Below are 15,394 nucleotides of genomic sequence, written 5' to 3'. Positions count from 1 at the left end.
CTTTAATTTATCAAAATTAAAGTCTTGCAGTCTCTTTTTATTGCTATATTTAAATATTATCTATGAATAGTCTGTGTTCTGTCAGGACCAACAGATACAATAGTAATGGGTGTTTCCAGTTCTTTTTCTAAGAAGGTGATATACTCATTTAATTCTTTTGGAAGTTGTGCTGTATCACTCATCTTCGTAAGATCTGCTGACCAGCCTTTCATTTCAGTATAGACCGGTGTTACATTTTCTGGTTCTATAGTATAAGGTAGGTGAGTGATAGTTTTGCCTTGGTATTTATAGGCTGTACATACTTTTAATGTATTAAAACCGCTTAATACATCACCCTTCATCATCATTAATTGTGTAACTCCATTTACTTGTACAGCGTACTTTAAAGCAACTAGATCTAACCATCCACATCTACGTGGTCTTCCTGTAGTTGCACCAAATTCCTGTCCCACACTAGCCATTGTTTCTCCATCTTTATCAAAAAGCTCGGTAGGGAACGGACCGCTACCTACTCTTGTCGTATAAGCTTTAAAAATCCCAAAGACCTCCTTTATTTTATTAGGAGCTACTCCCAAACCGGTACAAGCTCCTGCCGCAGTGGTATTAGATGAAGTGACAAATGGATATGTCCCAAAATCAATGTCTAATAAAGATCCTTGAGCACCTTCTGCCAGTATTTTTTTACCTTCTCTTTGTGCCTGATACAAGTATTCTTCACTATCAATAAATGTAAGTGATTTTAGTGTTTTGACCGCTTCAAAAAATTCGTTTTCCAGTTCTTCAAGATCATATTCTATCTTAGCGTCATAGAAATCGATCATAGCTTCATGTTTGTTTGCCAGATTGCGATAACGCTTTTTCCAATCACTTAATTCCAGATCTCCAATACGAATACCATTTCTTCCGGTTTTATCCATATATGTAGGTCCTATTCCTTTTAGAGTAGAACCAATTTTGGCCTTTCCTTTAGAAGCTTCAGAAGCAGCATCAAGAATTCTATGGGTCGGTAGTATGATATGTGCTTTTCTGGAAATTAATAGTTTAGATTTGTAATCTAAATTAAACTTGGCCAGATTATCTAATTCTTTTTTGAAAATTACAGGGTCAATAACGACACCATTACCTACTAAATTAATTGCTTTATCATGAAAAATTCCACTTGGAATTGTATGCAACACATGTTTGATACCATCAAATTCCAACGTGTGCCCGGCATTAGGGCCTCCCTGAAATCTAGCAATGATGTCATAATTTTTTGTAAGAACGTCTACAATTTTGCCTTTCCCTTCGTCTCCCCATTGAAGACCAAGTAATAAGTTTACCGCCATTAGTTTTATTGATTAGTTGGTTTTTTCTTAGTTCCGTAGAAATATAAAGAATGATTAGTAATGTCTACATCGAATATTTCTTCGATTGTTTTTTTTATGGATTGAATTCTCGGATCACAAAACTCTAAAACCTCACCACTATCAGTTAGAATCAGGTGGTCGTGTTGTCTGTCAAAATATGATTTTTCATATTGTGCCTGACTTTGACCAAATTGGTGTTTGCGAACTAATTTACAGTCCAATAATAATTCTATCGTATTATAAAGTGTAGCGCGACTTACACGATAGTTTTTGTTTTTCATTTTGATATATAAAGATTCTATATCAAAATGCTCTTCACTCTCATAAATTTCTTGGAGTATAGCGTATCGTTCTGGTGTTTTTCTATGTCCATTTTCTTCCAGAAAACTGGTGAAAACATTTTTAACAATGTTTTGGTCGCTTTGCGTAGTTGTTTTGGTACTCATACGTTTAAAAAAGCAAATTTACATTATTTTCTAACGTTATTATTTATTTTTTGATGTTATTATATATTTGGAGTTAATCATTTATTAACAATAAAGAAACGAGTAGTTTATAATATAGATATCATATAACGTGTTTTTGTCTACTCCCTTATTACCTTGTCAATTCCATTTACTTTAGAAAGGTTTTGGATGACAGTCTTTAATGTGTTTTTATTTTTTACGCCTACAGTTAACTTACCTGTAAATACACCATCATTAGTATCAAAATTCATATTATAAATGGCGAGATGCATATTATTAGATATAATCTGTGTTACTTCATTTACGACACCAATGTTATCAATGCCATTCAATCGGATCACAGCTTTGTATACTTCCTGACTAGAATCGATCCATTTTGCAAGGATGATACGGTATGCATAATTGCTCTGTAATTGTAATGCATTAGGGCAATCTTTTTTATGAACTTTAATGCCTTCATTTACGGTGATAAATCCAAAAACATTATCTCCTGCTATAGGATTACAGCAGTTAGACAGCTTATACTCTAGCTTTTCTGAATCTTTACCAAAAACTAAAAGGTCATATTTAGAAGTGATCTCATCTTTATTAAGATCCTTAGGGTTATTACCTCTACGAATTCTATTTTTAATAAAATTCATAAAGACATTACTACGTGTTGTAGCAAATTCTTTGATCTTTTGATTATCAATAGTTCCGATGCCTACTCTATAAAAGAGATCTTGACTTGTTTTAAGTTTGAAATATAATACAAGCTCATTTATAACCTTTTCATTAAGTGTAATTTTTTGAGAACGTAGTTTGCGTTTAAGTATTACCTTTCCTTCAGATGCTATTTGCTTCTTTTCGTCACGTAGGGCAGATTTAATCTTTGATCTTGCTCTGGCGGTAGTTGCATAATCTAACCAGTTGGAAGAGGGTTTTGATTTGGTAGAAGTAATGATTTCTACCTGATCTCCACTTTTTAATTCGTGACTAAGCGGCACTAGTTTACCATTTACACGGGCGCCTCTTGTTTTAAGGCCTACTTCCGTATGTACACTGAATCCAAAATCTAGTGCAGTAGCACCTTTTGGTAAGGATTTTAAATCTCCTTCCGGAGTGAAAACAAAAATTTCTTTGGCATATAGATTAAGTTTAAACTCTTCTACAAAATCTACCGCATTTGCTTCAGAGTTTTCTAATGCTTCCTGTAGTCTGTTTAACCATCCATCCAGTCCCTGGTCTTGTTTTTCTTCGTTATTTTTATATTTATAATGAGCAGCATATCCTTTTTCTGCTATCTCATGCATTCGTTCACTGCGAATTTGTACCTCTACCCATTGGCTGTCCGGACCAATTACGGTAATATGTAGCGCTTCATATCCTGTAGATTTGGGTTGCGATATCCAATCTCTTAACCGGATAGGGTTAGGGCGATAATAATCTGTAACAATGGTGTAGATTTTCCAGGCAATAAACTTTTCATTTTCTATATCATCCGATTTATAGATGATTCTTATAGCAAACTTATCATACACTTCCTCAAAAGTAATATTCTGCTTAATGATCTTACGCCGAATAGAAAAAATTGATTTAGGTCTTCCTTTGATTTCGTAGTCAAGATCTTCTTTATCAAGACCTTCTTTAATCTTATCAGAAAATCTTTTTATATAAGAATCCTGTTCTTCTTTACTTTCTTTTATTTTCTCTAGAATGTCTTTATATACTTCGGGTTCAGTGTATTTCAGACCTAAATCTTCTAATTCTGTCTTTATATTATACAATCCGATTCTATGTGCAAGAGGTGCATATATATACAGCGTTTCTGAAGCTATTTTTACTTGCTTATCAGGACGCATGGCATCCATCGTTTGCATATTATGAAGGCGATCAGCTATCTTAATGATAATAACTCTGACATCATCATTAAGGGTGAGAAGCATTTTTCTGAAATTTTCTGCCTGTAATGAGATATCTCTATCTTTTTTTAAGGAAGATATTTTAGTCAATCCATCTACAATTCGAGCAACTGTTTCTCCAAACATTTGCTCAATATCTACAAGGGTGTACTCAGTATCTTCTACAACATCATGAAGTAATGCAGCAGCTATCGATGTGGCATCTAATCCAATCTCACTAGCTACAGTTTTTGCAACGGCAATGGGGTGGAATATATATGCCTCTCCACTTTTGCGACGTTGATCTTTATGCGCATCAACAGCAATATCAAATGCTTGTCGTATTAGTTTTTTATCTTCTTTACTTAAATCTCGATAGCTAATACGAAGCAACTCTTTATACTGCTTGGCAATCTGTTTATTTTCTTCTTCAATAGCGGCCTCAGTCATACTGTACAGTTTTCTTGGGAAGCCCTGTTTAATCTTTTTGTGTTCATTATTACTAACTTAATCAATCGTGAACTCATAAGCTGTAATAGCTAAAAATACAATTAAGAATTGTAACAACCAAGTGTATCTTTATTGATTTATTTTCGTAAATTTTTAATTCGTTGTAAAAGCGTTGGGTGTGAGTAATGTATAAATACCATTGCTGGATGAGGTGTTAGATTACTCAGATTGTTTTTTGATAATTTTTTTAAGCTATTAATCAATGCTTCGCCATCATATGAATGTTTAGCATAGTCATCTGCCTGATATTCGAATGCCCTGGAAACTACATTCATAATCAGTCCTGTTATTTCTGAAATAGGACTATACAAAATCCCAAATGCAACTAATCCTATATGAAAAGATGGTTGTGTTACCTGTAATGCTTCTGATAAAAGTGGGTTTGCAATAAAAAGGGATAAAAACCAAAGTGTAATTCCTGTTAGTATGATCGATAATAACAAGTTTATAATCACATGTCTTTTTTTATAATGTCCTACTTCGTGTGCTAATACTGCTACGATTTCTTCTTTACTTAGATCTTTTATTAATGTGTCATATAGTGTAATTCTTTTTTCACTCCCCAAACCAGAAAAATAGGCATTAGCTTTTGTACTTCTTTTAGACCCGTCAATAACAAATATATCTTTTAATTGAAAACCTACATTTCTAGAGTATTCCTCTATAGTATTTCTAAGTTCTCCAGGTTCCAGAGGTGTTTGTTTATTAAATAGTGGTACTATAAGTTTGGCATAAAACATATTCATTGCCAATGTAAATATAGACACCAGAGCCCAGGCATATATCCAGAAATATTTACCTGTAATTTGATAAAACCATATTATTAGAGCCAGTAATCCTCCTCCAACGACAATCATCATTAAAATACTTTTTAGCTTGTCTATAAAAAAAGTTTTAATAGTCGTCTTGTTAAAACCAAATCGCTCTTCGATAACAAAAGTTCTGTAATATGTGGCGGGTATCGAAAGGATATCACTACCAATCATAATAATTCCAAAAAAAATAAGACCTACAGTAATTGGATTTTTAGAAAAACTTCTCGCAATTGCATCTACCCAGGCAAAACCATCAAAGTAAAAGAAAAGCAGCATAATGCATAAAGAGACAGATGATGAAACTAATTTAAATCTAAAATTCACTTTTTTGTATGCGATAGATTTTTGATATTCTTCGTGTGGATATACATCAGAGAGTTCGTCTGGGATGATATTATTGTAATGTCTTGCATTAAGGATATCTAACAAGGAATCAACTAAGAATACAATTATAATGATAGCAATTAATAAGTAAAAGAGGGCGTGTGGTGTCATTTTTTTTTTGAATTTGAAGCGTTGGGGGTTTGTAGGTTAAAAGTAAGTTAATAAATTAAAAAGTACTAGACAATAAAATTACGCTGCCGCTTGGCTTCAAAGATTAAAATCCCTGCTGCTACTGAAACATTCATAGAATCTATAACTCCACTCATAGGGATTTTTATATTTTGAGTAGTGTTGTTTAACCATTCATCGGTTAAGCCTGTATTCTCTGTACCAACGACAATTGCAGTAGGTTTAGTATAATCCTGAGTGTAATAATTCACGGATGTTTGAAGTGCAGCACCATAAATGCTTATTTTTTTAATTCTCAAAAAATCAATAATTTCTGATGTAGTACCAGATGCCACTTTATTGGTGAAGACACAACCTACACTGGATCGAATAATATTTGGGTTATAGATATCTGTTTTTGGGTTTGCAATTAAAACAGCATCTAATTGTGCGGCATCAGCAGTACGAAGCAAAGCCCCTATGTTTCCAGGTTTTTCTGGTGCTTCGGCAACTAAGATTAAAGGTTTTGATGAATCAAATTTTAAATCTTTTAATGTTACTTTTTTGGATATAGCTATGGCCATAATGCCTTCTGTTGTTGTACGATAAGCAATTTTTTGATAAATATTAGTTGCTATTTCATATAGCAGTGGAGAAGAGTCTATTATTTCTAAAATATGGTTGATTTCACCTTCAGAGATAATGGAAGTGCATATGTAAAGCTGAGATATCCTGTAACCTCCTTTGACTGCAAGTTCGATTTCTCGCTTTCCTTCAATAATAAATTGTTGCTCTTTTTTTCTTAACCTAGACTTTTCCTTAAGCTGCTGTAAAAATTTAATTTTAGGATTTTGTAGACTCGTTATTAGACTCATTCAATGTAAGGGTTTCCGTATTTTTGTAAAATAAAGCTAAATATTGGTATTTAGCAATTCTGAGTTCTACAATAATTCTTTTCTAAAAAATCTATAGTACACGAATCCTCAAAATATTACTATTTGTCCACAAAAGATTGTAAGTATGCGTGCATTTGTTACTTTAGTTTAGCAAATTTGAATTATCTTTTAAAAATAGTCTGAAGTTATCCATTTAACCATAATATATATTGAAAATAAAATACATTGGAATTATGAATATACCCGATAAAACGTTACTGTATGTAGCTGTTTTTTTATGTACCATACGAATAGGAACATCACAAATATGTGACTCTTTTGTTGTAAATGTACAATCTGTTACAGATGTAGCTTGTGTTTTTGAAGCAAGTGGTAGTGTTACTGTAGAAATTTTTGATGGAGCAGCTCCATATGTGTATTCAATTTTTGATAGTACAGATACAGAGATTACAAATTCAGGTACTGTATCAGATGAAAATTTCACATTTACAAACCTCCTGGCAGATACGTATAGAACAGAAGTAATGGATGTAAATAACTGTATTATTGAAGTAAATACAACGGTTTCAGAACCAGAAGGATTGGTTTCTACCGTTACTGTTTTTTCAGACATAAGTTGTTTTGGTAATAATGATGGGGAGCTAGGTGTAACTGCTACAGGAGGAACTCCGCCGTATATGTATAGCTTGCGTAGAGGAGGGGTAGAAGTTATTCCAGCATCTACCGATGCTATTTTTTCTGGTTTGTCTCCTGCTGATTATGAAGTGATCGTCACGGATACTTTTGGGTGTCAGGTTTTTGCTTCTGTCGTGTTACAAGAACCAGATGTTTTAACTCTTCAGATTATTGAGATACGTGATCTATTTTGTTTTGATGATCAAAGCGGAAGTATTACAGCCGAAGCAATGAGAGGCGTTCCGCCGTATGAATATTCAATAGACAATTTTGTTAATCATCAGGTATCACCTTCTTTTGCTAATTTACCAGCTGGAAATTATACTATTAGTTGTAGGGATAGTAATGCTTGTATTGTAAGTTTACAGGTGACAATTATAAATCCAGTTCCAGTACTGGCAGAAGTTGAGATAGACTATTTTTCCGTTTCTGATAACACAATTGAAGTTATAGGAAACGGAGGAACACCTCCTTTTTCTTATTCTTTACAACAAGAAGCTACTGTTATAGAGACGAATACATCGGGAGTTTTTAATGTGCCTGCTGCTAATTATACGCTGCAATTAACGGATGCTAATGGATGTATATTTGAAGAAGAAATAATCATAAGTTATGAAGATACTAATAGTGACGGGATTGCGGATAATGATGAAGATGTGAATGGTAATGGAGTGTTAGATGATGACGATACAGATGGAGATGATATACCAGACTACCTGGATGATGATGATGACAATGATGGGGTAGATAGTGCTGGCGAAATTGCAAATTTGAAAAAGTTTTCTACTCATTTCAATGCTAATTTTTTAGATACAGATGAAGATTTGATACCTAATCATAGAGATACTGATGATGATAACGATGGTATCCCTACTATAGAAGAAGACTATAACGGAAATGGTGATCCTACAGATGATGATACAGATAATAGCGGTATTCCAGATTATCTCGAACAAGGTGTAGCACTTTCGGTTGCAGAAAATATAGTGTCGAATAGATTTTCTTTTTATCCTAATCCGGTAACATCAGAACTGTCTATAGAATTTAATGATCTTGGAGGTGCTACGATAGAAGTGTCAATTTTTGACGTTTGGGGTAATAAAGTATTTTCAAAAGATGGAGTGGCAACTGATCAGATGCTATCAATTAATGTTTCTTCTCTATCAGCAGCTATGTATTTTGTAGTAATTGATAACGGAGATATAAAAGGAATTAAAAAAATGTTTAAAAGATGAATAAGCTATGCTTACGACAACATAGCATGTGCTATTTTTTAGAGTTCAATGTTAATTCTTTAATTTTTGTTTTTATCTCAGTAATAATTTTTGGATAAGCATTGTCAATAGAATTAATTAATTGCAAAAAATATTCATGATCTCTTCCTTCTTTTGCAGCGTGTTCAATTTTTTGAAGAAGAATAGCTTGCTTAATTCCGAGTGTTTTAAAGCTGGATTTTAATTTATGGGCTTTTTGTTGAGTTATAGCCAAATCATATTGTTTAACTGCCGATTGAAGACTAGTGTAATCTTGTGGAGTTTCATCAAGGAAAATTTGTAAAACAGATTGAATTATTTTCTTATCATTTTCAAATGTTTGATTTAATATAGAAAAATCACAACATCTTTCTTGAGAAGGGATCATTTCATTTTTACTATGGCGTTCATATTTCTTAGTTTTTTCAATTTTCTTAGTTTCTTTGCTAGTGAAAACTGTTAAACTATACAAAATCTCTTCCAGTGCTTTTTCACTGATAGGTTTAGTTAGGAAAAAATTCATTCCAGATTCTATAGCGATTTTTTTGGATTCGGGAAAAACATCGGCAGAACAAGCGATAATTGGAATAGTATTGATTTTGGTATTGTGAGAATTTCTAATTAATAATGTTGCTTCAGGACCATCCATAACTGGCATGTGCATATCCATTAAAATCAGGTCGTATAATTTGTCGTCTAACTTTTGGAGGGCAACCTTCCCGTTTTCAGCAATATCTGTATTAATATTCCAATTAGTAAATAATTGCTTAATAAAAAACTGATTCATTTTATTATCTTCAACAATTAGTACATTCATACCTGAAATATTATGACTTTTATCTATTGTGCGAGTTTTATGATCAATGAATGTAGAGGATGTTAATTTGCTTCTGTTGTATGTAATCGAAAACTCAAAACAGGACCCTATATTTGGCTCACTTTTAACTTTTAGGATTCCACCCTGGAGCTCAATAAGTTGTTTTGATATAGAAAGACCTAGTCCGGTTCCTTCTATTTTGTATTTTCCCGGTTCGTGTACCTGATAAAAACTTTGAAAAATATTATGAAGTTTATCTTCGGGAATTCCCACACCCGTATCGATTATTGAGAAATTTGTGGTAATAGTATCAGGGTCTTTTTTTTCTACATTTACAGTAATGTTTACTTCACCTTTGTGTGTAAATTTAATGGCATTACCTAGTAGGTTCGTGAGAATTTGGTTTAGTCTGAATTGATCACCAATAATAAATTTAGGCAAAGAATTATCAATATTTATATTATATGTAAGGCCTTTTTCATCAGCTTTGATCTTAAAACCTCTGGACAAATTGGTGATGAGCTCATGAATATTAAAATCTGTTTTATGCAATGTTAGTTTACCTGCTTCTATTTTAGAAAAATCCAAAATATCATTAATCAAAACGAGTAAATTTTCTGCAGAAAATTGAATACCGTCCAAATTTGTTCTGTCAATTTTGGGATCAGTGAAATCACTTTTTTGTAGAATACTTGTTAATCCTAAGATCACATTAAGAGGAGTTCTAATCTCATGACTCATATTAGATAGAAAAATAGATTTTGCCTTAGCTGATTTTTCAGCAAATACTTTTGCTTCTCTAATTTCGTTTTCAATAATTCTTTTATTGGTTATATCCCTGAAAAAAGCATTGAATAAGTAACCTTCTTTGGTTTTGATGGCAATGATAGTGAGTTCTACGTATACAATTGACCTGTTTCGTAGTGGAACAGAAGTTTCTACTCGCTTATTAATTAGTTGACCTTCTCCTTTTTCTATATAGCTGTTAAAACTGTTTTTTAATTCTTGTCTTAACTTATAAGGTACTAATGGGTAAATACTATGTCCTATAGTTTCTTCTTTTTTTACCTGTAGAATTTTTTCGGCTTTTTTGTTCCAGTCAAGAACAATTCCGGTTTCATCTACCAGGATAATACCGTCCATAGCGGTATCCAGGATTCTTGTTTTTAGGTGTTCACTATGTTTTAAATCTTCTTCTATTTTTTTTCTTTCAATGATTTCTTTCGTGAGTTTCTCGTTAATTTCTTCAAGACTATATAATTGCTTTTGAAGCATTTTTTGCATTTGCTGCTTACTTGGGAAATTAGTGAGCTCTTTAGAAAAAATATCTTCGGGAATTACATGCAAGGTGGTCGTAAAAGATTCTAGTAAATGATAAGCTTCGAAATGTTTTTTGTAGACAATAAGATAAATATTAGCAATTGCATTTTCTCCAAGGCTATCTTTTATTTTTGTGAAAATCTGATTCGAAAAGTCTAAAAGCCTCTTTTTTTGTTTAATTAGGTTTTCATTCTCAAAATAATTAGAATTTTCCAGATGTCTTTTTATATATATAATATTAACATCATTAAACTCTCCAACCAATTCTGCAGATTTCTCCAGAATTTTTATAAGAAAGATTCTACATAATGTTAGTTCTTGTTTTTTTAGATCCTGAAATATGGGTTCACAGTTAGAATATGTATAGATAAAACGATAATCAGAGGATATTTTATCTCGTATTTGTCGTTTGGTGTATTTGTATATCGTGTTTTTCTCGGTAAGGTATTCTTCAAGAATCAGATACAAGCTGGGCAGTAGTTCTATTTTATCTTCGAACGAAGATTTGCTAAAAAAATCAACCTGGGTTTTTAGTACTGAAGCATTCCTACTGGTTTCAACTTTACTCCATAAAAAAGTGATTAGATTTGTGATGTCTCTGTCCTCTTGATGTATGAAAGAGTGTGTTTTCTTCTTTTTGAATATGGTTTTAAACCAGTTTAAGATCATGGAATGTCATATTTTACTGGCTTTATATATTTTGTAGAATCCTAATGCTGATAATCCCCAGGTAAGTATTAATGCGATAAACCATATATAATTACCAATGGTTTTGCCAAAAAGATTGTTAAAGATGTTATAATCAAAGATTTGCGCTATTTGCATATGTAAATGACCTAGTGCCATAACAGCAAAACCCCAAGCTAATAAAATCATTCCGGATCCAAATTTACCACCTTTTAATCGAGTGGCAGTTAGCAGACTAAAAACTAATGCAATGGCAAGAAAAGGCATTTCTAATAGTCCGAAAATTTGTTCTGCCTGTAGTGTATGGTCATTGTGACCGGTATTCTGCTTAGCATAAAATACTTGACAGAAGAGTAGGGATACTATAACTATTGCGAAGTATTTTTTTTTCATGGTAGAATACGTTTAAGTAAAAATAATGAAAAAAAGGAACTTCGAAAGAAATTTGTTGGATAAAACGATTGTTTTTGTCGTTTAAAAACGTTTTATAAATAAAAAATCCTGCTTTTATGCAGGATTTTTTTGTAAGTGAGATGTATTTTTTATTTTTAAAAATTACTTTACTTTTTCTACAATAGCTTTAAAAGCTTCTGGATTGTTCATAGCTAAATCAGCAAGAACCTTACGGTTTAATTCGATATTATTAGCTTTTACTTTACCCATAAACTGAGAATAAGACATACCATGTAAACGGGCACCCGCATTAATACGTGTGATCCATAAAGCACGGAATGTTCTTTTCTTATTTCTACGGTCTCTATAAGCATATGATAGTGCTTTGTCTACCGCATTTTTTGCTACTGTCCAAACATTTTTACGACGTCCGAAGTAACCTTTTGCTTGCTTAAGAACTCTTTTTCTTCTAGCTCTTTTCGCAACTGAATTTACTGATCTTGGCATAATTTAAATTTTTTAGTAGTAGGCGATTCAGTACTTTTGAATTTAAAATTCTGAATTCTTTTTAAATAGCCTAACTCCTGGGTTTATAATAATTCTAACCTGATTAAAGAATAATTATTTTAAACGTAATTGTTCTTTAATACTATTTTCATCGCTTTTATGCACCAATGTAGAGTGCGTCAAAGCTAGCTTTCGCTTTTTAGATTTTTTTGTCAAGATATGACTCTTAAAAGCGTGCTTCCTTTTGATTTTACCGGTACCCGTAAGCTTGAAACGCTTTTTAGCACTGGATTTTGTTTTCATTTTAGGCATTGTATCCTTGTTTTTATAATAATCTCACTTATTATTTATGATTAAATTCTACAAAAAAATAGAACTCTCTCTTAGTTTCTTAATTACAAACAACTATTTTGTTTTCTTTGGCGCGATGAACATAATCATTCGCTTACCTTCTAGCTTTGGCATTTGCTCTACCTTACCATATTCTTCTAATTCTTGGGCAAGTCTTAATAGTAATATTTGTCCTTGATCCTTGTATATGATAGAACGCCCTTTAAAGAAAACATACGCTTTTAGCTTAGCCCCCTCACTTAAAAACTTAACTGCGTGTTTTTTCTTAAACTCGTAATCATGTTCATCAGTGTTAGGACCAAATCTAATTTCCTTGATAGTAACTTTTGTAGCTTTGGTTTTAAGAGCTTTATCTCTTTTTTTCTGTTCATATAAGAACTTTTTATAGTCCATTATTTTGCAGACAGGAGGTACAGCCTTTGGGGAAATTTCCACAAGATCTAATTCTTGCTCTTCCGCAAGTGCTAGTGCTTTTTTAGTTGGATAAACACCAACTTCTACATTATCGCCTACAAGACGTACTTCCTCAACCCTTATTTTATGATTGATTCTGTGAGCATCTTCTTTGATTACTCTTAGTGGTTTCTGAGACCTTCTTCTTCTTATTGCTATGACTTAAATATTTAAATTAAACTTAATTATTTTATTTATCCGTTAAACTGTTTTAATGTTTTATTGATTTCGTCTGTTACAATTTCAGAAAATTGAGAGATGCTTAGAGCTCCTAAATCTTTTCCTCCATGCTTACGAACAGATATAGTATTATCTTTTTCTTCTTGCTCCCCGACAATGACAATGTAAGGAATTTTTTTCATTTCTGCCTCTCTGATTTTCTTGCCAATAGTTTCATTTCTGTTATCAGAGAGGGCGCGAATTTCGTTAATTTCTAACAAATTTAAAACTTTTTCAGTGTATTTTTCATATTTCTCACTGATAGAGAGTATAATAGCTTGCTCTGGCATTAACCATAATGGGAAGTTACCACCAGTATGCTCTAATAAAATGGCAATAAACCGTTCCATACTGCCAAATGGAGCTCTATGAATCATTACTGGTCTGTGCATTTCATTATCACTCCCTTTATAGGTAAGCTCAAAACGTTCTGGGAGGTTGTAATCTACTTGTATTGTACCTAATTGCCAGCTTCTACCCAATGCATCTTTTACCATGAAATCTAATTTAGGTCCATAAAAAGCAGCTTCACCACTTTCTATAACATACGAAAGACCTTTATCTTTTGCTGCATCGATGATTGCATTTTCAGCTTTTTCCCAATTAGTAACATCTCCAATATATTTGTCAGGATTGTTTAAATCTCTAACTGATACTTGAGCTGTAAAATTTTCAAAACCTAACGAACCAAAAACATATAAGACTAAGTCAATTACTTTTTTAAACTCTTCATCTAGTTGATCAGGAGTACAAAAGATATGAGCATCATCTTGGGTGAATCCGCGTACTCTTGTGAGTCCGTGTAATTCTCCACTTTGTTCATATCGATATACTGTTCCGAATTCTGCATAACGTATAGGTAAATCTCTATAGGACCACGGCTCACTATTGTATATTTCACAATGATGCGGACAGTTCATAGGTTTTAACAAAAATTCTTCACCTTCAGCCGGAGTATTTATTGGTTGGAAGCTATCCTCACCATATTTGGCATAATGACCAGAAGTTACATATAATTCTTTCTGACCGATATGAGGTGTAACTACCATTTCATATCCAGCTTTTTTCTGGGCTTTTTTCAAAAATTGTTCCAGGCGATCACGTAATGCAGCACCTTTGGGTAACCATAAAGGTAATCCCTGACCTACTCTTTGTGAAAAAGTAAAAAACCCTAATTCTTTCCCTAATTTTCTATGATCCCTCTTTTTTGCTTCCTCTAACAATTCAAGATATTCTTTGAGTTCTTTTTGTTTTGGAAAAGAAGTGCCATAAACACGGGTAAGTTGTTTGTTTTTTTCATCACCACGCCAGTATGCTCCGGCAACACTCATAATTTTGACTGCTTTAATAAGCCCGGTATTTGGGATATGACCTCCTCTACATAAATCGGTGAATATATCATGGTCGCAAAAAGTAATTGTGCCATCTTCTAAATTCTCTATAAGTTCTACCTTATATTCATTACCTTCATCTTTATATTTTGATAAAGCATCTGCTTTAGAAACAGATCTCATCCTGAAATCATGTTTTCCTCTTGCAATCTCAAGCATTTTGTTTTCAATGGCTTTGAAATCTTTTTCAGATATAGTTTTATCACCGAGATCTACATCATAATAGAATCCATTATTAATTGCAGGACCAATAGATAATTTAACTCCTGGATATAATTCTTCTAAAGCCTGTGCTAAAACGTGTGATGTAGAATGTCTAAAAGCTTTCTTACCTTCGTCATCTTTCCATGTATATAGGACTAAATTACCGTCAGTGGTTAATTCTGTAGATGTTTCTATGATTACTTCATTGAATTTTGCAGAAATAACATTTCTTGCAAAACCTTCACTAATATCTTTTGCAACATCCATAGCCGTAAGACTATTGCTGTATTCTCTAACCGAACCATCCGGTAATGTAATATTGATCATTATTTTCTAATTAAAGCTGCAAAGATAATAGGATAATAAAACCCACACAATATTTATAGTCTTCATTTAAATAAAATATGATGTGGTGCTATAGCTTTAGGTATGATATTGATTTCTTACCAATTCTGGAGGAATCATTCATTAAAAAACTTTCTTATTATATGGCCTATGTTTTCTTGAAATTATATATGGAATATTCACTTTTTAAGGATAATCTTGTTTTTTTTTAATGCTAACTTATTACTTGTCAGTCTCTCTGGGATTATTTCAAAAAAAGGGTTTTAATTATGCTTGTTTAGTTGTAAAAAGGTTGTAGTTTTGCGGACTCAAAAAAACGGTTATTATATTTTTTTGTTACGTTCATTGTTTTGTTGTGCTTAGTTTAAGA

12 protein-coding genes are annotated in these 15,394 nt (G+C 32.5%); 1 reads left to right on the top strand and 11 read right to left on the bottom strand.

The features are described 5' to 3' along the window. Positions 1–56: 56 nt before the first annotated feature. The 5 genes from F0000_RS00945 to F0000_RS00925 form a co-directional block, all read right to left on the bottom strand. On the bottom strand, positions 57–1,328 hold the full coding sequence (locus tag F0000_RS00945) for an adenylosuccinate synthase (RefSeq protein WP_149622821.1): 1,272 nt from the start codon (positions 1,326–1,328) through the stop codon (positions 57–59). A gap of 5 nt (positions 1,329–1,333) precedes the next feature. After that, a complete protein-coding gene (locus F0000_RS00940; RefSeq protein ID WP_149622820.1) occupies positions 1,334–1,795 on the bottom strand; it encodes a Fur family transcriptional regulator in 462 nt (153 codons plus the stop codon). Between the two features lie 140 nt (positions 1,796–1,935). Further along, a complete protein-coding gene (locus tag F0000_RS00935; protein ID WP_149622819.1) occupies positions 1,936–4,146 on the bottom strand; it encodes a bifunctional (p)ppGpp synthetase/guanosine-3',5'-bis(diphosphate) 3'-pyrophosphohydrolase in 2,211 nt (736 codons plus the stop codon). 137 nt (positions 4,147–4,283) lie between these two features. Then, positions 4,284–5,516: a M48 family metallopeptidase gene (locus F0000_RS00930; RefSeq protein ID WP_149622818.1), complete on the bottom strand. Its 1,233-nt coding sequence runs from the start codon at positions 5,514–5,516 to the stop codon at positions 4,284–4,286. 65 nt (positions 5,517–5,581) lie between these two features. After that, entirely contained in the window at positions 5,582–6,388 is an 807-nt protein-coding gene (locus F0000_RS00925; RefSeq protein WP_149622817.1) for an RNA methyltransferase, read from the bottom strand. Between the two features lie 254 nt (positions 6,389–6,642). Between F0000_RS00925 and F0000_RS00920 the strand changes: the two genes are divergently transcribed. Next, the gene (locus tag F0000_RS00920) at positions 6,643–8,319 is read left to right on the top strand and encodes a T9SS type A sorting domain-containing protein (RefSeq protein ID WP_149622816.1); all 1,677 of its coding nucleotides are present in this window, start codon (positions 6,643–6,645) and stop codon (positions 8,317–8,319) included. Positions 8,320–8,350: 31 nt separating this feature from the next. On the opposite strand, the gene F0000_RS00915 is transcribed toward F0000_RS00920, so the two are convergent. From F0000_RS00915 to thrS, 6 genes are all read right to left on the bottom strand, one after another. Beyond that, complete coding sequence (locus F0000_RS00915) at positions 8,351–11,143, bottom strand: ATP-binding protein (RefSeq protein WP_149622815.1); 2,793 nt, start codon at positions 11,141–11,143, stop codon at positions 8,351–8,353. Positions 11,144–11,149: 6 nt separating this feature from the next. Continuing rightward, positions 11,150–11,554 carry a hypothetical protein gene (locus F0000_RS00910; protein ID WP_149622814.1) on the bottom strand — a complete coding sequence of 135 codons (405 nt, stop codon included), beginning with the start codon at positions 11,552–11,554 and terminating at the stop codon, positions 11,150–11,152. Between the two features lie 162 nt (positions 11,555–11,716). After that, positions 11,717–12,061, bottom strand: coding sequence for a 50S ribosomal protein L20 (gene rplT / locus F0000_RS00905; RefSeq protein WP_149622813.1), 345 nt, complete (start codon positions 12,059–12,061; stop codon positions 11,717–11,719). Between the two features lie 114 nt (positions 12,062–12,175). Next, entirely contained in the window at positions 12,176–12,373 is a 198-nt protein-coding gene (gene rpmI, locus F0000_RS00900; protein ID WP_027394180.1) for a 50S ribosomal protein L35, read from the bottom strand. 93 nt (positions 12,374–12,466) lie between these two features. Continuing rightward, positions 12,467–12,982 carry a translation initiation factor IF-3 gene (gene infC / locus F0000_RS00895; RefSeq protein ID WP_255452592.1) on the bottom strand — a complete coding sequence of 172 codons (516 nt, stop codon included), beginning with the start codon at positions 12,980–12,982 and terminating at the stop codon, positions 12,467–12,469. A 77-nt stretch (positions 12,983–13,059) separates the two neighbouring features. Beyond that, complete coding sequence (gene thrS / locus F0000_RS00890) at positions 13,060–15,006, bottom strand: threonine--tRNA ligase (RefSeq protein ID WP_149622811.1); 1,947 nt, start codon at positions 15,004–15,006, stop codon at positions 13,060–13,062. Positions 15,007–15,394: the final 388 nt, after the last annotated feature.

The organism is Aquimarina sp. RZ0 (genome assembly GCF_008370685.1).
Taxonomy (GTDB): domain Bacteria; phylum Bacteroidota; class Bacteroidia; order Flavobacteriales; family Flavobacteriaceae; genus Aquimarina.
Note: the sequence above shows the minus strand (reverse complement) of the source record. Positions and strands in the feature narration are given on the sequence as shown.